The sequence below is a fragment of the Pseudomonas sp. P4_C8 genome (assembly GCF_056401975.1).
On sequence record NZ_JBFUIH010000019.1, the window covers coordinates 85,089 to 105,088 of the forward strand.

Genomic DNA, 20,000 nt, shown 5'->3' on the forward strand with positions numbered 1-20,000 from the left:
TGCCAAACCGTGAAAACCAATAAAAAATGAGGTCATCATGCAACTATGCAAATTTCAATACATCACCCTGCTATTCGGGTTGATCATCACCCCGCTATCGCAGGCAGAACCGGTGATCAAATTCGGCGTCGACCCTAGCTACCCACCTTTCGAGCAAAAGCAGCCAGATGGTTCATTGAGTGGTTTTGATATCGATCTGGGCAATGCCCTATGTGCCGAGTTGCGGGTCAAGTGTATTTGGGTCGAGCAGACCTTCGACAGCATGATCCCTGCGTTAAAGGCGAAGAAATTTGACGCCATCCTGTCTGCATTCAGCGCCACCGAGGCACGTCGCCAGCAGGTCGATTTCAGCAACAAAATCTACACCGCGCCGTCTTCTCTCGTTGCCAGAAAAGACACCGGATTGCTGCCGACGGCAGAATCATTGAAAGGCAAGTCGGTTGGGGTGGTTCAAGGCTCGCTACATGAAAGTTATGCCAAGTCGCAATGGGGCCGCCAAGGCGTCAATATCCTTTCCTACCAAACCCAAGACCAGGTGTTTTCAGACCTCATCACTGGACGCCTGGATGCCTCGTTCCAGGCTTCGGTACAAGCCGACATCGGATTACTGCAAAAGCCTCAAGGCCAGGGCTTTGCCTTCGCCGGTGAGCCCATCACCGACAAAAGCATCATTGGCGATGGCGTTGCTATCGGTGTCCGAAAAAACGAGCCTGATCTCAGAGAGCAGCTGAACACGGCCATTGCCAGTATTCGCCAATCAGGCCAGTACGACCAGATCGCGAAGCAGTACTTCAACTTCGATATTTACGGCGAATGAGGTAATCCCCATGGACGAAATGACACAACGCGGTGAATCTCGTTTTGCCTTCCCCGTCAGCGACGAGACTGTGCGTGCCTTTCAAACTGATGGTGCAGTGTGTATCCGTAATGCGTTTACTGCGCAGCAAATCAGCGAACTGACGCAAGGCATCGAGCGCAACCTTGCCCATCCCAGCCCTCGCGCAAAAGTGGCGAGCAGCCCTACAGATCCGGGATGGTTCTTCGAGGACTTTTGTAACTGGCAAGAGAATGCACACTATCGCGACTTCATCTTCAACTCCGCCATCGCCCCAATCGCGGCCGCCCTGCTGAACAGCCAACAGGTGCGCCTGCACCATGATCACTTGCTGGTGAAAGAGCCCAATACGCGCCAACGCACGCCTTGGCACCAGGACCAGCCTTACTACAACATCACYGGTTCGGACACCGTGAGTTTCTGGATTCCAGTTGACCCCGTGCCCAGGGAATCGACCCTCGAATTCATCGCCGGCTCACACAAGGGCCCCTGGTTGATGCCTCGGTCCTTCATGGACAGCCAAGCCAAATGGTTCTCCGAGGGAACACTAGGCGAGCTACCGGATATTGAAAGCCATCGCGAGGACTTTCCCATTCTCGGATGGACGTTGTCGCCGGGGGACATGGTGTGTTTCAACATGTTGACTTTGCATGCCTCTGCTGGCGTGGGCGGGAATAACCGTCGCCGCGCGTTTTCAGTGAGGGTCATAGGCGATGACGTGCGGCATGCGCCGAGACCTTGGGCCACCTCACCCGACTTTCCAGGGCTGAAAGATGCTCTGGCATCAGATGTACCTATGGAGCACGAGCTTTTTCCGACGCTCTGGCATCGAGAAACCAGAATCTCCGAGCGATAAGTTTATGATGCAGAATGGCTCAAAAACAGGTGATGGGAGTGGGTCGGTTGTTTCACGGAACAGGAAAGCCGGGGCATGTTACGCATTCATCCCGTTTCCGTTGGGATTCGGCATGGTCCGTAACTCCTGACTTGCGAAATATCGATCATGTGGCGGGCTGCCGGAAGTAATGCCGACCCGCCAGCTACACTCATTCGATACATTTCCGCACAGAGACTTCCGCCATGGCGACCAAAACCGCAATCGTATTCGCTGGCGGTGGCAGTTTGGGGGCGGTGCAGGTGGGCATGTTGCGGGCCCTGGTTGAGGCCAATGTTCGATGCGATATGGTGGTTGGCGCTTCGGTAGGCGCTATCAACGGTGCCTACTTTGCCGCAAGGCCCGACTCCGACGGCGTCGAGGCGCTCGCCGGATTCTGGCGCGGACTGAGTAAAACTGACATCTTCCCCCTCTCTTGGTTCGATACCTGTAGAGGATTGATCAAACGGCGTGGCTATCTGTTGCAGCCGTCGGCCTTGAATCGGCTGCTGGGTCAGGCACTGCCCATTCACCGCATTGAGGATGCGGTGCTGCCCCTATACATCGTCACCACCAACCTGCTCAGTGGTGCCGAGACGGTTCTGTCCAGTGGCGAACTCGAGCAGGCGTTACTGGCCAGCGCTGCCATTCCGCTGGTGTTCCCCTGCGTACAAATCGCCGATCAGTTCCTGGTTGACGGCGGCGTGGCAAGCAATACACCTATTTCGACTGCCGTAGCCTTGGGAGCCACCAACGTCGTGGTAATCCCCACCGGAATGAGTTGCGACCTAAGGCAACCTCCCCGAGGACTGGTCGCCTTAGCCCTGCACACCGTCAATCTGATGAGCATGCGCCAACTGGTGAGCGACATCGAACACTTCCGCACTTTCACCAGTCTGCACATCGTCCCGCCCTTGTGCCCGGTGGATGTCTCGGTTTTCAACTTTGACCAGACCGAGTCTTTGCTGCAGCGTGCCTATGAGCAGACCCTCCGGTGGCTGGAACGTGGGGGGCTCGAACGCACCAAGGTTCCTGGTGCCCTCACCATCCATTCGCATGCCCATGAGCATTGAGTGATGTGAATTACCAAAAAAAAGGCCCGCACCAGCGAACCTTCAGGCCGGAGCACCCAGAACGATGCCTGCTTTGATAGCGCAGATGGTCACGGCGTCTGGTGCAGCGCAGCCGCGCTGTGTGCTTTTTTGTTTGCCAACCGTCGCACCAATCATTTGAAAGTGCTAGTCCATCACGGATTAACCGGCGAGCTTTTTTGCAAGCTCAGCGACGTGCTTACCCTGGAAGCGCGCAATATCCAGTTCGTTCTGTGACGGTTGTCGTTTTCCGTCGGCACCTGCCAGGGTGGTCGCGCCATAGGGCGTACCGCCGGTGATCTCGCTCATGTTGGTCAGCCCTGCACAGGTGTAAGGCACACCCACGATGACCATTCCCTGATGCAGGAGTGTGCTGTGGAACGACGTAATAGTGGTTTCCTGGCCACCGTGCTGGGTGCCGGTCGACGCAAAGACACTGCCGATTTTCCCGACCAGCGCGCCGCTCATCCACAGTCCGCCGGTCTGGTCGAGAAACGTACGCATCTGTCCCGCCATATTGCCAAAGCGCGTAGGTGTACCAAAGATGATGGCATCGTAATTGCCAAGCTCGTCAGGTGTCGCCACCGGTGCCTTCTGGTCGAGTTTGACGCCGATGGCAGCTGCCTGTTCGGCCGGGATGGTTTCGGCGACACGCTTGAGCGTCACATCGGTGCCGGGTACGGATCGTGCGCCTTCGGCCACTGCGCCAGCCATCGTTTCGAGGTGACCGTACATTGAGTAATAGAGAACAAGTACCTTCGCCATGATTTTTTCCTCGGTTCAGAACCATTCGATCGGTTTGAAACACCTTGGATTACCCCGCCGTCGATGGACAACAGCGTAGGCATAGCGCCGGATGCCCCATGAGACTGCTGAGACTTTGACGGCGTGCTGACTAACACTAGCAGCTCAGTAGTTTGCCTGCCGTCAGACATGGCATGGCGCTTCTGAGCAGGATCGTAGCCATCGCCCTTCAAGCGTGATGTCCAATGCGATGCTATGAAACCATTTGGCCTCCAATTGAGTCATTCATTCGGTGAGCGTCGGCTATGGGTCGTTTATAGCCCTTCGCGACAGGCTGAAATCGACCAACAGCAAAAGCATCAGAGTTTCAGTGGGTCACTTGAAAACCGGTACGCTGGCTGACCCGTTTGACTTTTTCAGGTATTCACGCAGCCGGGCGCCAATCTCGGCAATTTTCGCCTCCCCCGACCGCAAGGCGTGCGGGTTGGTGTGCACCGAGTAGTTCCCCAGAGCCAGATCGTAGGGATGAGGTTCTGCCGAGCCGATCACGAAGACCGTATCCTTGTGCATGGCCTTGAGCGTAACAGCACCGTTACCTGGCTCGAAGATGACCATTTCTCCCGCCATGACCACACCGGGAACGGAAAGGGTTCCGCGGCTGACACTCAACCACAATGACTCGTGTCCATTGGGTGGAATATAGGTCCAGGATTCCCCGGCGGGCAGCGTGACCAGCAGGTAGTTCATCCCGGCGGGAGCGCGGACCGGGCTTTGAACCCCTTGATACGACCCGAGAATCACACGCGCCGGCCCCACTTCTGGCATCACCCTCGACTCGAGGTATTGGCTGTCGACGCTGGCGTTTTCCAACGCCGGTGGGAGTGCCACCCACAGTTGAAACCCCTGAATCCGCTTCGATGTACCGACCGACATTTCCTTGCCGTGCCACACGCCACCTCCGGCCCGCATCCATTCGACACCGCCATAGTCAATCATCCCCTTGCCCGAATCAGCATCTTCGAAGCGCAAATTGCCTTCGGTAATAACGGTGACGGTGGCGATGCCCGAGTGCGGGTGCATTGGCATGCCGTTGATGAATGAGCTCTCACCTTCAAACAGGTCGAGGAACACAAAAGGCTTGATCAGGTGGCCCAGATCGGAAGGGCTCATCAACCGGACAATAGAGCCATGYCTGCTACCGGGGGTGCGGTAGCTAATTGCGCGGTCGGTGATGGTTTCGCGGTCAGAGCGAGTACCGATTTGAGTTTGTAGTAGGGTCATGGGTAAACCTGCCGTGCGAAGTTGGGAGGCTGTAGGGCCGATGCCTCAAACAATAAGGCCGGGGCGATTACTTGATTAGTCGATACAATTGGATTGCACTCGTCCACCAACGGCAGGAATGTCCCGTTATGATCGACCTCAATGACATCGCCATGTTTGTGCAGGTTGTACGCTGCGGCAGCTTTGCCGAAGCGGCACGGCGGCTGGGCATGCCAGCCAATACCGTGAGTCGCCGCATCCAGCAGCTCGAAGCGCAACTCGGCACGCGGCTGCTGCAACGCTCCACTCGCAAGCTCACGCTCACCAGTGCCGGCCAAGGCTTTCACGAGCGATGCGTGGGTGCCGTCGATGGCCTGCTCGAAGCGGGACAGGCGTTGATGACGGGCAGCAACGAACCCAGTGGGCTGGTGCGCGTGGCAGCTCCGGCCGACTTTTTCGACTTTTTCCTGATGGAATGGGTCACCGGGTTTCTGGCCGCGCATCCGCGTGTGCGACTCGATTTCGTGCTCAGCGATGCGAAGGCCGATCTGATCGCAGAGCAGATCGACGTCGCCTTTCGCGGTGGGCCATTGCGCGACTCGGGCTATGTCGGCCGTCAGATCCTTGCCCCGCTTAGCGTCGGGATGGTGGCCAGCCCCGCCTACATCGCGGAGCGTGGTTCACCCCGCACGTTGCAGGATCTGGCGAGCCACGACTGCGTGATCTCCGCGCAACCCGGCGGCCACGCCACATGGCGTTTGGTCGGTCCCGATGGCGAGGAAGAAGTGCAAGTTGCCGGGCGCTTCAGCGGCAATACCGCCCAGGCCCTGCGCAAGGCTGCCGCGGCCGGGCTGGGCATCGCGCTGCTGCCGCCCGTGATGGCCAGGCTTGAAGTAGAGGCCGGCGTGCTCGTCCCGGTGCTGCCGCAATACCAGCCCAAAGGCTATGGACTGAACGTGCTGTACCCGAGCCGCCGGCAGCTGCCACTTGCCGTGTCGGCGTTCATCGGGCTGGTGATCCAGAAGATGAATGCGCCAGACACGCCGCAAGGGTATCGATAGCGAGTGGCGATTGTTGCGTCAGGCGGACGCCGGAATTTCGAAGTTCTCCCGGGCCCACGCGGCAAATTTCGTCGGCTGTCGGCCGGCGACTCGGTTGGCCAGCGCGATGGCATCGAGCGAATCCGCACCGAGGTAGGTATGGGCCTCGAAGTAGGCGAGCATTTGCGCGACTTCCCCGGCCCCCGGGAACCAGCCGGCAAAAACTTCTTGCGGGACGTGCTTGAACGAGAAATGGTGCCCCAGCCGATTCAACTCGGTAATTACCTCGTTGAAGCTCAGGAAGTCACCGACCATCGGCAGATATTCGCCGTTACCGGCGAGTTCAGGCTGCGTGAATGCCCCGACAACGACGTGGCCAAGCTCGGTGATGTCGCCCATGTGAATAACGCGCTGCTGCGGGTCGATTGGCATCGCCCAGCCAATGGTTCCATCGGCTTGTTGAGTCGGAGCCATTACGCCGAGCAGATTCTGGTAGAAGAACGGCGCGATCACGAAGGTGTGGTGCGCGAATCCGGCTTCACTCACGATTTGGTCGATTTTTGCCTTGTTGGTGAAATGCGGGACATCGAGCTTACCTTGGCTGATCGACTCCACGTTCGGCAACGTCGACCAGATGAAGTGTTGAACGCCGGCAGCTTTCGCCGCGTGGATAGCCGCGAGTGCCTGGGTGTGCTCGTCCGTGCCAGGCTCCCAGAAATTGGTGACCAGAAACACCCCGTGTACCCCGGCAAACGCGGCTTCCAGGGTTTGCGGATGCGTCAGATCCGCCAGCACGACTTCGTCCGCCAACTGCGGATGTTCCGCCGGATTGCGCGTCAATGCACGGACCTTGAATTGACCGTTCGCCTGCAACGCACGCACAACTGCGCCGCCCTGATGACCGGTGGCACCGACAACGGCGATGAGTTTCCGGGTGTCTGACATGGTCGTTTTCCTGTGAAAGTTGGCTGGATAGAAAAATCGGCGGGCCTCACGACCCGATGCCAGAAACAGTAGAGTTGGACCGATTGATTGACTAGCCGAGACAATTGGATTGCACTCATCCACCTGCAAGAGGAATGACCCGTCATGCACCACTTTCGAGAACATTGGCGAGGAGATCAGCGCGCGGCCAAGTGACCTGGAACTGGCGGGAGAGTTGCGGAAAAACACGAGGCTTGCAGTCAACCCGCCACTGCCGCGCCAGGCTTCTACATCTCGCGATAAAGAATCATGCCCGCGTGGTACTCACTTGGCATACATCTCCAGCAATGGACGCTCGAACCGTCTGATCATGTAAGACCCACCCCGGGCAGCTTCGGCTCAGAGTTCGATGACTGGCACCCAGATCAAAGCGTCAGCCGGCTACCGCTGCGGCGACAAATCAACCCTTCGATTCTGCTAACGATCTATATCTACGGCTATCTCAACCGCATCAAGGCCGGCGCAGCGAACTTCGCCTACGGGGCATTGAAGGACTCTATAGATCTCAGAAACCACCTGCATCGTTGCGTCTTCGATCGTTCCTTCATTACGGCATAAAACCCAGCCGTGATCTGCAATCGCTTGCTCGAACGCCTGGGTACAAGCGACATGTTCTTCCAGCTTATGGATCACCGTACTGCTCAGCCCACGCCGTCGTGCCGCTGCCCTTGCCCATGAAATTTCAGGGTTGGTGACAACCCCGACATGCAGGTCTGGCACTTGCACGTTTCGATCAATGTTCAATTGTAGAATTTCTGCAAACGGTACTATCCGGCGAAACGCGGCATCAGATGGGTACCAGCGATCGATCAAGATAATGCTGCCTGGTGGCTGTTTAGCCAGCACGTGCTGGGAAATCCAGGTACGGCTATCAGCAAAGCGCTCACAAACCTCCAACTCCAAATCCCGGGTGGGATTTCTGACGAGTTTGTTAACGAGGGTCATTGTTTCACCCCTATAGGGATCGCTTTTTTTCTCGCAAAGCCGGATCACCTTTTTGTTGTCTGCCCTCAGTACTTTCGTAACGGCCTCCAACAGTGTGGTTTTACCGGCTCCCTTGGGCCCATCTAAAGAAACAAACAGCGGACGATTCATTCTTCACATAACGATTGATATACGGTTTTTTTTGCTCGGTCGTTCGCTGGAGCCGCTTGGCGTGACTACGCGAATCGAGTGGAGGGCCCTTATGAACAGACATTGATGAACACTCTAACCTGCTTTCTGGCTAACGGGTCTCAAATCAGGGTTACCGCCGCTTATGAACATCGGTCATCGCCCATAAGTTAAATGATGTGTCTGGGCAGAACTTCTCTCGCTCGAGGTTTTATCCGCCAAGAGGAACGCTTCGAACGACGAGCTATCCTTTATCTGGGGACAAACTGCAAAGGAGACGCCAGCATGACCACCTTGAAACTTCACCCTGCACTGGACAATGGTATCCAACCCGCCGCCACGAATTTCACAGGTGGCACCCTGCAATGCCTGTGTGCGACCGACAAGGTCGAGGTCAGGATTGACGCACAAACGCTGCATAACCACGCGTGTGGCTGCAGCAAATGCTGGAAACCGCAAGGCGCGACATTCGCCGTCATCGCCGTGGTACCTCGGGACAAAGTCAGCGTCACTGCCCACGGCGAGAAACTGGCAATTATCGACGAAACCGCCACCATTCAGCGCCACGCCTGTAAGCAGTGCCACACCCATCTCTTCGGGCGCATCGAGAACAAGGACCATGCGTTTTATGGCCTGGACTTCGTCCACACCGAACTATCTCCACAAAGCGGATGGGCTGCGCCGGGTTTCGCCGCGTTCGTGTCCTCCATCATCGAAACCGGCACACCGCCAGCGCAAATGAAGGCGATCCGTGAGCGCCTGCGCTCGATCGGCCTGGAGCCCTATGACTGCCTGTCCCCGGACTTGATGGACGCAATGGCGACTCATGTTGCGAGACAGAAAGGTCTGCTCCCCGCCGCCTGATTGATCGGCCATCGCGGCGACCCTGTCGGTGGCATGAGCTTTTTCGTTTTCCAGTAAGGCAATGCGGGCCTGCTCGGCCAGGGCACGATCCTGGCCGATGCTGCGATAGTGGCACTTTAAGCAAGCGTCAACAGAACGTTACTTATTTGAAACACCTCACAACCGCTGATCAGTTAGTTCGGTTTTCTGTCAAAACTTTTGCGCTCCGCTGGGTCATAACACGGTGGCCGCCGATGGAATATTGGCGCCTATCGAGGTTTTAACCTGATACGGAGTAAGTTTATGATTTTCAACGTACAGAATTTTGGCGCCATAGGAGATGGCATCACAGACGACACAGCGGCGATACAAAGTGCGATTGATGCAGCGGCTGCCGCAGGCGGCGGGCAGGTGTATATGCCGACCGGAACTTATATCGTTTCGGGAGGCGAGGAACCCTCCGACGGCTGCCTGATGCTCAAGAGCAACGTCTACCTGTACGGCGACGGCATGGGCGAAACCACCGTCAAGGTGGCTGACGGCTCTGACACCAAGATCACGGGGGTCATCCGCTCGGCCTATGGCGAGGAAACCCACGACTTTGGCGTCAGCAACCTCACCATCGATGGTAACCGCGACAACACCACCGGCAAGATCGACGGTTGGTTCAACGGCTACATTCCCGGCGTAGAAGGCTACGACTCCAACGTCACCCTCGACAGCGTTGAAATCAAGGATTGCTCCGGGTACGGTTTCGACCCCCACGAGCAGACCATCAACATGGTCATCAAGAACAGCGTGTCCCACGGCAATGGCCTGGACGGCTTCGTGGCTGACTTCCTCAGCGACAGCACCTTCGAAAACAACGTCGCCTACGACAATGATCGCCACGGTTTTAACGTCGTCACCAGCACCCACGACTTCACCCTCACCAACAACGTTGCCTACAACAATGGCGGCACTGGCATCGTGGTGCAGCGCGGCAGCGAGAACATCCCCTCCCCCAGCCACATCACCATCACCGGTGGCGAGGTGTACGGCAACGGGGCCGAAGGGGTGTTGATCAAACTGTCCAGCGAGGTGACCGTCAGCGGCGTCGATATCCACGACAACACCAGCGCCGGGATCCGAGTCTACGGAAGCAACCACGTCGAAATCATCGACAACACGCTCAACAACAATTCCTTGGGCAGCCCCGTGCCGGAAATCATCATCCAGTCCTACGACGACACCTTGGGCGTGTCCGGCAAGTACTTCAACGGCAGCGACAACACGATCCAGGGCAACATCATCAGCGGCAGCAACCTGTCGACCTACGGTGTTGCAGAGCGTAATGAAGACGGCACCGATCGTAACGCCATCATCGGCAACACCATCAGCCACACCAGCAATGGGGCCACGCTGGTCTATGGCGACGGCAGCTACGTCAGCGCCACGGTGCCGATGACCACCGTGCAAGGCACGGCTGGCAACGACACCCTGCTGGGCAGCACCGCCAGCGAGATTTTCTACGGCGGTGCCGGCAACGACACCATCAATGGTGGGGCCGGCGCCGACATTCTGGTAGGCGGTGCAGGCATCGACAAACTCACCGGCGGTACCGGCGCGGATACGTTCCGTTTCGCCGCTCAGTCCGACAGTTACCGCAACGCAACCGCAAGCTTCGATGACACCATTACCGACTTCGATGTCACCCAGGACAAGATCGACCTCGCCGGCCTCGGTTTCACCGGCCTGGGCAATGGCCGTGGCGGCACCTTGCAGGTCAGCTACAACGCCAGCAACAACCGCACCTACATCAAGGACTACGATGCCGACGCCAGCGGCAATCGCTTCGAGTTGATTCTCTCGGGCAACCTGGCCAGCACCCTGACCGCCAGCCACTTCATTTTCAATCGGGTGGTCACCGGCACCAGCGGCAGCGACTCGCTGTCGGGTAGTGATTCGGCCGACACCTTGCTCGGCCTGGCGGGCAACGACAGCCTCAGTGGTGGCGCGGGCGACGACAAGCTCGATGGCGGCGCCGGCATGGATACTCTCACTGGTGGCGCCGGGGCGGATACTTTCGTGTTCTCCAACCGCCTGGACAGTTATCGCAACTACAACACCGGCGGCGTCAACCTTGGCGACCTGATCACCGACTTCGATATCACCGCCGACAAGATCGACCTCTCGGCCATGGGTTTCACCGGCCTGGGGGACGGCAAAAACAACACCGTGTACCTGGTGCTTAATGCTGCTGGCACCAAGACTTACATCAAGACCCTGACCGCCGACGCTAATGGCAACCGGTTCGAGGTGGCACTGGACGGCAACTACGTCGACAAGCTGAGCAGCGCCAACTTCGTCTTTGCCACGTCGTCACCGACTAACCAGGCACCGGTGGTGGCAACGGCGTTGCTGGATCAGAACGCCACCGAAAACACCCCGTTCAGTTATGTGGTGCCGGCCACCAGTTTTACCGACCCGGATAACGACAGCCTCAGCTACACCGCCAAACTGGCTGATGGCAGCGCCCTGCCCGGTTGGCTCACCTTCGACGCCGCCACCCGCACCTTCAGCGGCACGCCAAGCGACACGGCGTCGGGCACTTACTCGATACAGGTCACCGCGTCCGATGGCAGCAATGCAACTGTCAGCGACAGCTTTACCTTGGCCGTACAGGATGTACCCGGCGCACCCACTATGATCAATGGCACGCCGAACAACGACACGCTGACGGGCACTGCTGCCAACGAACAACTGTTCGGTGGCAGCGGTAACGACACCCTTAATGGTGGCGCCGGCAACGACATTCTGATCGGCGGCACTGGCGTGGACAAACTCACCGGCGGCGCGGGTGCCGACGTATTCCGCTACACCTCAAAGCTCGACAGCTACCGCACCGGTTCCACCAGCGCCAGTGACCAGATCCTCGATTTCGACGTGACCGCCGACAAGATCGATGTCTCGGCGCTCGGCTACACGGCCTTGGGCAATGGCCTGAACGGCACGCTGCAAATGACCTACAGCGCTTCGACCAACCGCACCTACCTCAAGGATCTCACCGTCGACGCCAACGGCAACCGCTTCGAAGTATCGCTGGCGGGCAACCTGGTCAACAGCCTGACGACGAGTCATTTTGTCTTCGCCGACCAGAACACCCCCAGCAATATAGCGCCGGTGGTGACCATCCCCCTCCTCGACCAGAACGCCACCGAAAGCACGCCGTTCAACTACACCGTGGCCCACGACAGCTTCACCGACGCCAACCAGGATGTGCTGACCTACACCGCGACCCTCGCCGACGGCAGAGCCCTGCCCGCCTGGCTGAGTTTCAACGCCACCAGCCTGACGTTCACCGGCACGCCGATCAGCACAGCGTCTGGTAATTACAACGTACTGGTCAAGGCCACCGATCCTTCAGGTGCGTCGGTCAGCGACAGCTTCGCCCTGGCGGTGGCCGATGCGCCCGACAACACCATCACTGGCACCAACAATGCCGAAAGTCTCAACGGCACGGCGGGCGCCGACCTGATCCTCGGCCTCGGTGGCAACGACACCATCAAGGCCGGCACCAGCGCGGACATCGTCGACGGCGGCGCCGGACGCGATTCGCTGTACGGCGGCGACGGTGCTGACACCTTCCGCTACACCAACGTCCTCGACAGCTATCGCGACTATGACACCGGCGGCGTCACGGCCACCGACACGATTTATGACTTTACCGTGGGCGTCGACAAGATCAATGTTTCCGGTCTTGGCATTCTCGGTCTTGGCGATGGCAGCAATGGCACGTTGTACACGACCCTCAATGCCGCCGGCGACAAGACCTACATCAAATCCGCCGAGGCCGACGCCGATGGTAATCGCTTCGAAATCGCCCTCAACGGCAACTACCTCAACACCCTGACCACCAGTGATTTCGTGTTCGGCGAGCGAGCCCAGCAAGACATCCTCTACCTGCCCACACTCGGCCAATCCAATGCGCGCCTGCTGCGCATGACGGAGGACGACGATCAGTCCGGCACCTCGATGCTGGTCAACGACCTGGACCGCTACACCCCCTATGACGTGCGCAGCCAGTTCACCGACGCCGATGGCAACGGCATTGACATCGCCGTGGGTGGAAGCACAGTCAACGGCCTGTCGACCCTGAGCGCCGAGGAACTCAAGTTGTGCTGGTGGCTGACCGACACCAACCAACCCGGACCTGCGCTGTTGCGTGCCGTAGCGTTGCTGCAGGACCAGCTCACCGAACTCCAATCCATCGATAACGTCACCATGGGCATCATTTGGGGCCAGGGCGAGGAAGCCGCCCAAGAGATCGGCCGCGCGACGGACAAACCGGCGGCCGCAGCGGCGTACAAGGCCGCGACCCTAAAAGTGTTCGATTACCTGCATGCCCAGTTCGGCAACTTCAGTGTGTACATGATGGAAACCGGTCACTACGAGCAGGACGCGGCGCGTGCCCGTGGTTATTCAGAAGAGAAGATTGCCTCCATCGTCGAGGGGGTCGGCTATGTCCGCGCCGCCCAGGAAGCCATCGCCACCGAGCGCGCCGACGTCAAGCTGGCAGTGGACTACACCGACCTGCCCTTGCGCTATGAAGTCGATCCGCTGGTGTATCCCGATGACGTCTGGCACCTTCACGAGGAATCGGCAGAAATCGTCGGCCAGCGCCTGGCCGACTACATCGCCGATGACCTTGGCTTCCAGGGCGACCCCAACGACAACAACAGCGTGCAGGACATTTTCGACAACGCTCAGAACCAGGGCGGGATGATTTCCGGCACCGATCAAGCGGACACTCTGGTAGGCAGCTCGGGCAATGACACACTGGATGGAGACCTGGGCGCCGACACCATGACCGGGGGTGATGGCAACGACATCTACGTGGTCGATAACGCGTTCGACAGCGTGGTAGAAACCAACACCTCGACCTCGCAGATCGATACGGTGCAGGCCTCGGTCAGTTGGACGCTGGGCGCCAATCTCGAGAACCTGGTGCTCACCGGTGTGTCGGAGATCGACGGTACCGGCAATGAGCGGCGCAACTTCATCACCGGCAATGCCGCCGACAACGTGCTCGATGGTGCCGCAGGTGACGACAGCATGAGCGGTGGCGATGGCAACGACACTTACTATGTCGACAACGCCGACGACAGCGTGATCGAGACCAACAGCAATAGGGTGCCTGGAGGGATCGACAGCGTGCACAGCAGCCTGGCGGCCTATACCCTCGGCAGCAACGTCGAGAATCTGTATATCGATAGTGCTGGCGCTGCCAATGGCACAGGGAATGCGCTGGACAACACGCTGTTCGCCGGTGCCGGCAACAACGTGCTGGACGGGCGCGATGGCAATGACACAGTGTCCTATGAGCGTGCCTCGGCGGGGGTTACCGTAAGCCTATCGACGTCCGCACAACAAAACACCGTGGGTTCCGGGCTCGACACCCTGAAATTTATCGAAAACGTGACGGGAAGCGCTTACGCCGACAATCTGTCGGGCAACAGCTCCGGGAACATTCTGAACGGTGGTGCGGGTAACGACACGCTGGTGGGTGGTTCGGGCGATGATCGGCTGATCGGCGGTGCAGGCACTGACAGCCTTACCGGTGGCACTGGCGCGGACACTTACGCGTTTGCTGCCCTGTCGGACATGGGCGTCGGGGCTTTGCGTGATGTGATCAGCGGCTTCAAGACCACCGAGGGTGATCATCTGGACCTTACCGGCCTGGATGCCAACCCCCTGACGGCCACCGTCGACGCCTTCACGTTCATCGGCAGCAACGCCTTCGACCCCACCAACGCCACCGGCCAACTGCGCTTTGCCGATGGCATCCTCGAAGGCAGTGTCAACGCCGACGCCACCCCTGAGTTCGAATTCGAACTGGTGGGCGTCAAGGAGCTGCACGCCAGCGACTTTGCAGCCTGAGTTGCACATTGCTCGCGAAGGCGGCGGAACATTCAGCAAGCAGGCTGACTGATCTACCGCTTTCGCGAGCAAGCTCGCTCCTACAGGGGATATGGCGTGTCGCGACCGCCGCGATAGCGGCAACGGCGGTCATGCTCATTCCTCTTTGAAGGCCGCTAGCAGGCGTTCACGCAAAGGTTTCATCAGGTAATTCATCAAGGTGCGTTCCCCCGTTACCACCGTGACATCGGCGAGCATGCCGGGGCGCACCAGAAGGCCGGAGGCCTGCAGCGAGGCGACGGTGTCGGCGGGAATTTCGACCTTGGCGGAAAAGTACGGTTGGCGCGTCTGTTCATCGATCAACTGGTCCGCCGACACCGTAGTCACCGTGCCGGTGACGGTCGGCGTATCCACCCGTTGCAGCGCGGTGAAATGCACATGCACCGGCAGCCCCGGGCGCAACTTATTGGCCATCAGCGGCTCGAAGCGCGCGGTGATCGCCATCGGCGCGTCCAGCGGCACCACCTGCATCAGGGTTTGGCCGGCCTGCGCAACGCCCCCGACCGTATGAATGCTCACGTCCATGACCTGCCCGGACACCGGCGCACGGATCGCACCGTTGTCGACTTCAAACTGCAAGGCATTAATCTGATCGGCATAACCTGCGGCCTCGGCAGAGACCTCGCTGAGCTGGGTTTCGGCATCGCGGCGAAATTCCTGCTTCGCCTGCAAGGCCTTGAGCCCGCTTTCGTTGATCGCCTGGCGGGTCCTGCCGACATCGCCCACCCCGGAGGCAATCTGCCCGGCCAGTTGGGCTGCGTTGCGTTCGGCCTCTAAAAGCTTGTTCCGCGGAATGTAGCCTTCACTGGCCAAACCACGCAGGCCTTCCAGCTCCTGCTGCTGGAAACGCATCTGCGCGTCGTAGTTACGTTTGACACCTTCGTAACCTTGCAATTGCTGCTGCAATGCCGCGACTTCGTGTTCGATGATCTGCAAGCGGCTGCCCAATTCTGCGCGGCGGGTCAGAAACAACTGGCTCTGCAAGACCATGGCGGCCTTGACCCGTGGCTCGTCGGCACGTTCCAGCAGTTCAGCGGGCCATTGGATCTCGGCTGAGCCCAGGCGCTCGGCAATCAATCGCGCCTCGACGCTACGATCGTTGAGCAACTTGCCCAGGGTCACATCCCGTTGCGACTGCGCCTGCACCGTATTGAGCTGCACCAGCAACTGTCCCTGCGTGACGCGGTCGCCATCGCTGACCAGCAGCTTTTCCACCACCCCACCGACCAACGACTGCACAGCCTTGCGTTCGCCCGCCACCACCACAGTGCCGCTGCCCACGACCCCCTGGTCGAGCGGCGCCAGGCAGGCCCAGAGCAGGAAGCCGCCCAGTGTCAGGACCAGGAAACCCACACCATAGCGTGCCGCCCCCCCGGCGTCGGTACTGGCGCAGGGCTGCGGCGTGGTGCCGCGCACGGTCAGCCCCTGCTCGCTGTACATTTGTGTCCCGGGGGTCAGATCACGCATTTCTGCCAGCCTCCCTGACTGCGGCCGGTCTTGGCCCCGGCATCAATGCCTTGAGTACCCGATCCCGTGGACCGAATGCTTGTTGAGTGCCGTCCTTGAGCACCAGGATGTGATCGACCACCGCCAGCACATTAGGCCGGTGGGTAATCAGCACCACGGTGCTGCCAGCAGCCTTGAGCGCATTGATGGCCTGCACCAGCGCCAGCTCTCCGGCTTCATCGAGGTTGGAATTGGGCTCGTCGAGCACGATCAGCGACGGGCACCCATAGAGCGCGCGAGCCAGGCCGAGGCGTTGCTTTTGTCCACCGGACAAGCCAAGCCCGCCGGGGCCCAGCGGCGTGTCGTAACCCTTGGGGAACCTCAGGATCATCTCGTGAATGCCGGCGTGACGCCCGGCGGCGATGATCTTGTCGGCGTCCTGCTCGCCGAAGCGGGCAATGTTGTCGGCCACACTGCCGTCGAACAGCTCGATGTCCTGAGGCAGGTATCCGAGGTGTGGGCCCAGGGCGTCGTGGGACCATTGACTGATCTCGGCATTGTCCAGGCGCACCGACCCGCCCATGGCCGGCCATACCCCGACCAGCGCTCTGGCCAGCGTTGATTTACCACTGGCGCTGGGGCCGACGACGGCGAGTACATCACCTTTGGCAAGGCTGAAATTGATGCCCCGCAGGACCGGTTGCGAGGCGCCGGGCGGGCCGACATACAACTGCTCCAGGCGCACCGCGCCGGTGGGCGGTGGCAAAGGCATGCGCAGGCGCTCGCGCGGATGCTGGGCAAGCAGTTGGCTCAGGCGCTGGTAGCTCTGGCGGCCGGAGTTGAATTGCTTCCACGAGCCAATGGCGATTTCCACGGGCGCCAGCGCCCGCCCCAGCAGCAGCGACATCGCAATCATCATGCCCGCCGACAATTGGCCTTCAAGCACCAACAACGCCCCCAGCCCCAGGGCCAGCGACTGTCCGGAGATGCGTACAAAACGGGTCGTCGAAGTGATACGCGCGCTACGATCGCTGGCATGGGCCTGGGCGGCAATGATGCGTTGCTGCAGCAGGCTCCAGCGCTGGCGCAAAGGCCCGAGCATGCCCAGGGCCTGGATGACTTCGGCATTGTGTAACGTGCTGTTTACATAGATCGATGACTGCACACCCAGGCGATTGGCTTCGCCCAAGCGCGTGCGAGTCGCCAACTCGCCCCACAGCGCCAGGCCAATCAGCACCAGGGCCAGAACCAGCGTCAGCACGCCGAACCAGGGGTGAAAGATGAACGCCACCAGCAGGAAGATTGGCAACCACGGCGCATCGAGCAAGGCTATCAGACCTTGGCCGGTGATTAACTGACGCAGTGTCGCCAGATCGGTGAGCACCTGCGCCGGATTGGCGTTGTGCTCGCGCAGGCTGCGGGCGAAGGCAGCGTCGAAAATCCGCTCGCCCAAGGCATCGTCCAGCCCCGCACTCATGCGAATCATCACCACACCACGTGCCCACTCGATCAGGGCGCTGAACATGAACAGTCCCAGGGCGATCAATGTGAGCATTAACAAGGTGGTTTCGTTGCGGCTGGTGAGGACCCGGTCGTACACCTGCATCATGTAGAGCGACGGCACCAGCACAAGCAGGTTGATCACGCCACTGAACAGCGCCAGCGACCAGAACACCCGGCGATAGCTTAATAAAGCGGCATCAATGTCATGACGCGGATCGAGAAGTAAACCCATAGAGTGTCGCCCGCAAAAGGAATAGTCGGTCCAAGAGCAATCCGTCGCGAGTTTTTTTGCCGTAAGGCATTGGAGAAAACACTACACGTAGCTTGATGTGCCGCTATCAGTGACGATCCTCGTCGCTACAGGTGCCAATTACTGACAACGCAACGACGGGTTAGTGCCGGTTCGACAGGCTGGGGGTTCATGTGGGTGACGGGCGGGAATGTTGCATTCGCCCAAGGGGACCTGAGGGCCTCAAGGTGGGGATTGACGGCTCAGGGACGACGTACCGCCCTGCAAAGTTGCCTTTTCCTTTGAACCTTCGGGTTTAAAAAGATTTTTAAAGGCCAGTAGAACGAGAGAATCCAAGACGCTCGGGTGCCGCTGTGAGATTCTTTTTGAAACCTCGGGCGTTCATGCCCAGGAGTAAATCAGGACAAAATTTTGAACCCGGTTCATCTGCTCCTAGCTATAGTCAGTAAGTCAGTTCCAGGTTGCACCGTCGGTGGCAGGAGATCGACAGCCCCTTAAACTGACGTAAATGCTACGCTTTGATCTCATCGACATGAGATGAAGCGACGCCTATCGAAAACTCACTTCATAGAGACCAAGAGTGGCCATGAAGCGGATCCTGAGCGGTGCTATCACCTTGGCAATTATCGGCACGATGACCGTTGGTCTACTCCAATGGAGAGCCGTCGCAAAGCAGAATCAAGAGGTTTCTTGCAGTGAAGCCAGGCACGCCTTAAAAGGAGTGGAAATTCGAGCGCGAGCCTTGGCTGCCGGGATGACCGTAGAGGCGTACGCTAACGCTGAAGAAGAGGAAGTGGCGAAACTGATCCGCGCTCTCGAAGGTGCGAATAGCGCGGCAGATGTTGATACGGTCATGGAGAGTCACTCTGCCGCCATAGAAGCGGAGGACGCCGCTGTCGAGGCCGAGGTGGACGCTCGAGGCAATCAAGCATTCCTCGAACAACGATTAAAGAAGCAGCGGATACCCGTCGATGTTAAACAACAACTCGAACGCGCCGCAAAGGCAGTCAGTCTCACTTGTAGCTAGCGCTCTGCGCTAACCAGATCACCGCTCAATAACTGCGTAACCCAGACTTACATTTGAGCCAACAAAAAAATGGCCAAATTCACAAGCCCCACCCTTCCCTCACAGCCTTTCGAATCCCCTCCAGCAACATCGCAAACGCCGGGTTGTCATTATTCTCGCGCCAGATTAAATGCAGCTCGCTCTGTACGCCTTCCCCCAGATCGATATCCCGAAACACCACGTTCTTGAACACCACGCTGGTGGCACAGCGAGGGACCAGGGCCAGGCCCATTCCGGCGTTGACCAGCGCCAGAATAGTCAGTGACGAACCGAGCCATTGCACGTATTCCGGAGCGACGCGGGCTGAACGCAGCATGCCGGTCAGCAGTTCGTTGAACGGTGGATAGGCGGCGTGGGAGTACATCAGGAACGGTTGCGCATCGAGGTCTTTGACGGACACGGTTTCGGCACTGGCCAGCGGGTGGCGACTGGGGACAGCCAAGACAAATGGCTCGCGCACCAGGCACTCGGTGGCGTAGCCCGGTTCCAGCAAGGGCGCACGGACGATGCCCAGATCGATACGCCGGGCGCGAAGGGCTTCGTGCTGTTGGTAGGTGTTCATCTCCGACAGATCGATTTTGACATGAGGCTGTTTGAGCCGTGCTTCAGCAATGACCTTGGGCAGGAATTCGTACACCGCGCTGCCAACGAAGCTGATGTTGACCGAGCCGATGTCGCCTTCGGCAAAACGTCGGGCAGTGACGGCGGCTTGCTGGGCGCGCTCCAGCAGATTCTGCGCTTCGATGAAAAAGGCGCGACCGGCGGCGGTGAGAGCAACGCTGCGGGTGGTACGGGTGAACAGTTCGACACCCAAGTGGTGCTCCAACAGTTGGATCTGTCGACTGAGGGGCGGTTGCGTCATGTTCAGGCGCTCGGCGGCGCGACGAAAGTTGAGTTCGGTGGCCACCGTGGTGAAGCAGCGCAGTTGAGTCAGTTCGAACATTGATCTAATCCAGGTATCAATCGAATGCCAAGTTAGATTAGACGGGATTA

At 59.1% G+C, this 20,000-nt stretch carries 14 protein-coding genes; 7 read left to right on the top strand and 7 right to left on the bottom strand.

The window, feature by feature from the left end; translation table 11 throughout:
* The first annotated feature begins 37 nt into the window (after nt 1-37).
* The 3 genes from AC1DWM_RS14040 (at nt 38) to AC1DWM_RS14050 (ending at nt 2,782) form a co-directional block, all read left to right on the top strand.
* Nucleotides 38-817: an ABC transporter substrate-binding protein gene (locus tag AC1DWM_RS14040; RefSeq protein ID WP_223521721.1), complete on the top strand. Its 780-nt coding sequence runs from the start codon at nt 38-40 to the stop codon at nt 815-817.
* 10 nt (nt 818-827) lie between these two features.
* The gene (locus AC1DWM_RS14045; protein ID WP_477795448.1) at nt 828-1,691 is read left to right on the top strand and encodes a phytanoyl-CoA dioxygenase family protein; all 864 of its coding nucleotides are present in this window, start codon (nt 828-830) and stop codon (nt 1,689-1,691) included.
* Between the two features lie 224 nt (nt 1,692-1,915).
* A complete protein-coding gene (locus AC1DWM_RS14050; protein ID WP_223521716.1) occupies nt 1,916-2,782 on the top strand; it encodes a patatin-like phospholipase family protein in 867 nt (288 codons plus the stop codon).
* Between the two features lie 180 nt (nt 2,783-2,962).
* On the opposite strand, the gene wrbA is transcribed toward AC1DWM_RS14050, so the two are convergent.
* Both wrbA and AC1DWM_RS14060 read right to left on the bottom strand, forming a co-directional pair.
* The gene (wrbA, locus tag AC1DWM_RS14055; protein ID WP_223521715.1) at nt 2,963-3,565 is read right to left on the bottom strand and encodes an NAD(P)H:quinone oxidoreductase; all 603 of its coding nucleotides are present in this window, start codon (nt 3,563-3,565) and stop codon (nt 2,963-2,965) included.
* Between the two features lie 354 nt (nt 3,566-3,919).
* The gene (locus AC1DWM_RS14060) at nt 3,920-4,825 is read right to left on the bottom strand and encodes a pirin family protein (RefSeq protein WP_477795449.1); all 906 of its coding nucleotides are present in this window, start codon (nt 4,823-4,825) and stop codon (nt 3,920-3,922) included.
* A gap of 128 nt (nt 4,826-4,953) precedes the next feature.
* Here AC1DWM_RS14060 and AC1DWM_RS14065 point away from each other — a divergent pair, with 128 nt between their 5' ends.
* The gene (locus tag AC1DWM_RS14065) at nt 4,954-5,865 is read left to right on the top strand and encodes a LysR family transcriptional regulator (protein WP_223521711.1); all 912 of its coding nucleotides are present in this window, start codon (nt 4,954-4,956) and stop codon (nt 5,863-5,865) included.
* 18 nt (nt 5,866-5,883) lie between these two features.
* On the opposite strand, the gene AC1DWM_RS14070 is transcribed toward AC1DWM_RS14065, so the two are convergent.
* Entirely contained in the window at nt 5,884-6,789 is a 906-nt protein-coding gene (locus AC1DWM_RS14070) for an NmrA/HSCARG family protein (protein ID WP_477795450.1), read from the bottom strand.
* A gap of 456 nt (nt 6,790-7,245) precedes the next feature.
* Nucleotides 7,246-7,923: a dTMP kinase gene (locus AC1DWM_RS14075; protein ID WP_223521707.1), complete on the bottom strand. Its 678-nt coding sequence runs from the start codon at nt 7,921-7,923 to the stop codon at nt 7,246-7,248.
* Between the two features lie 303 nt (nt 7,924-8,226).
* Here AC1DWM_RS14075 and gfa point away from each other — a divergent pair, with 303 nt between their 5' ends.
* A complete protein-coding gene (gene gfa / locus AC1DWM_RS14080) occupies nt 8,227-8,805 on the top strand; it encodes an S-(hydroxymethyl)glutathione synthase (protein ID WP_477795451.1) in 579 nt (192 codons plus the stop codon).
* 282 nt (nt 8,806-9,087) lie between these two features.
* Nucleotides 9,088-14,703: a putative Ig domain-containing protein gene (locus AC1DWM_RS14085; protein ID WP_477795452.1), complete on the top strand. Its 5,616-nt coding sequence runs from the start codon at nt 9,088-9,090 to the stop codon at nt 14,701-14,703.
* Nucleotides 14,704-14,838: 135 nt separating this feature from the next.
* Here the strand turns inward: AC1DWM_RS14085 and AC1DWM_RS14090 are convergent, their stop codons facing one another.
* Nucleotides 14,839-16,209, bottom strand: a complete 1,371-nt coding sequence (locus AC1DWM_RS14090) for an HlyD family type I secretion periplasmic adaptor subunit (protein ID WP_223521571.1) — start codon at nt 16,207-16,209, stop codon at nt 14,839-14,841.
* Entirely contained in the window at nt 16,202-17,923 is a 1,722-nt protein-coding gene (locus AC1DWM_RS14095; protein ID WP_223521569.1) for a type I secretion system permease/ATPase, read from the bottom strand. The genes AC1DWM_RS14090 and AC1DWM_RS14095 overlap by 8 nt, the downstream gene beginning before the upstream one ends.
* A 604-nt stretch (nt 17,924-18,527) precedes the next feature.
* On the opposite strand from AC1DWM_RS14095, the gene AC1DWM_RS14100 reads away from it, so the two are divergent.
* Nucleotides 18,528-18,968, top strand: coding sequence for a hypothetical protein (locus AC1DWM_RS14100; protein ID WP_477795453.1), 441 nt, complete (start codon nt 18,528-18,530; stop codon nt 18,966-18,968).
* Nucleotides 18,969-19,047: 79 nt separating this feature from the next.
* On the opposite strand, the gene AC1DWM_RS14105 is transcribed toward AC1DWM_RS14100, so the two are convergent.
* Nucleotides 19,048-19,950 carry a LysR family transcriptional regulator gene (locus AC1DWM_RS14105; RefSeq protein WP_477795454.1) on the bottom strand — a complete coding sequence of 301 codons (903 nt, stop codon included), beginning with the start codon at nt 19,948-19,950 and terminating at the stop codon, nt 19,048-19,050.
* Between the last annotated feature and the right edge of the window lie 50 nt (nt 19,951-20,000).

What these genes read in the sequence shown, in the direction of transcription:
- AC1DWM_RS14085 (WP_477795452.1), top strand. Translation starts at nt 9,088, where the DNA reads ATGATTTTCAACGTACAGAATTTTGGCGCCATAGGAGATGGCATCACA.
- AC1DWM_RS14050 (WP_223521716.1), top strand. Translation starts at nt 1,916, where the DNA reads ATGGCGACCAAAACCGCAATCGTATTCGCTGGCGGTGGCAGTTTGGGG.
- AC1DWM_RS14095 (WP_223521569.1), bottom strand. Translation starts at nt 17,923, where the DNA reads ATGGGTTTACTTCTCGATCCGCGTCATGACATTGATGCCGCTTTATTA.
- wrbA (WP_223521715.1), bottom strand. Translation starts at nt 3,565, where the DNA reads ATGGCGAAGGTACTTGTTCTCTATTACTCAATGTACGGTCACCTCGAA.
- AC1DWM_RS14070 (WP_477795450.1), bottom strand. Translation starts at nt 6,789, where the DNA reads ATGTCAGACACCCGGAAACTCATCGCCGTTGTCGGTGCCACCGGTCAT.
- AC1DWM_RS14075 (WP_223521707.1), bottom strand. Translation starts at nt 7,923, where the DNA reads ATGAATCGTCCGCTGTTTGTTTCTTTAGATGGGCCCAAGGGAGCCGGT.
- AC1DWM_RS14100 (WP_477795453.1), top strand. Translation starts at nt 18,528, where the DNA reads ATGAAGCGGATCCTGAGCGGTGCTATCACCTTGGCAATTATCGGCACG.
- AC1DWM_RS14090 (WP_223521571.1), bottom strand. Translation starts at nt 16,209, where the DNA reads ATGCGTGATCTGACCCCCGGGACACAAATGTACAGCGAGCAGGGGCTG.
- AC1DWM_RS14040 (WP_223521721.1), top strand. Translation starts at nt 38, where the DNA reads ATGCAACTATGCAAATTTCAATACATCACCCTGCTATTCGGGTTGATC.
- gfa (WP_477795451.1), top strand. Translation starts at nt 8,227, where the DNA reads ATGACCACCTTGAAACTTCACCCTGCACTGGACAATGGTATCCAACCC.
- AC1DWM_RS14065 (WP_223521711.1), top strand. Translation starts at nt 4,954, where the DNA reads ATGATCGACCTCAATGACATCGCCATGTTTGTGCAGGTTGTACGCTGC.
- AC1DWM_RS14105 (WP_477795454.1), bottom strand. Translation starts at nt 19,950, where the DNA reads ATGTTCGAACTGACTCAACTGCGCTGCTTCACCACGGTGGCCACCGAA.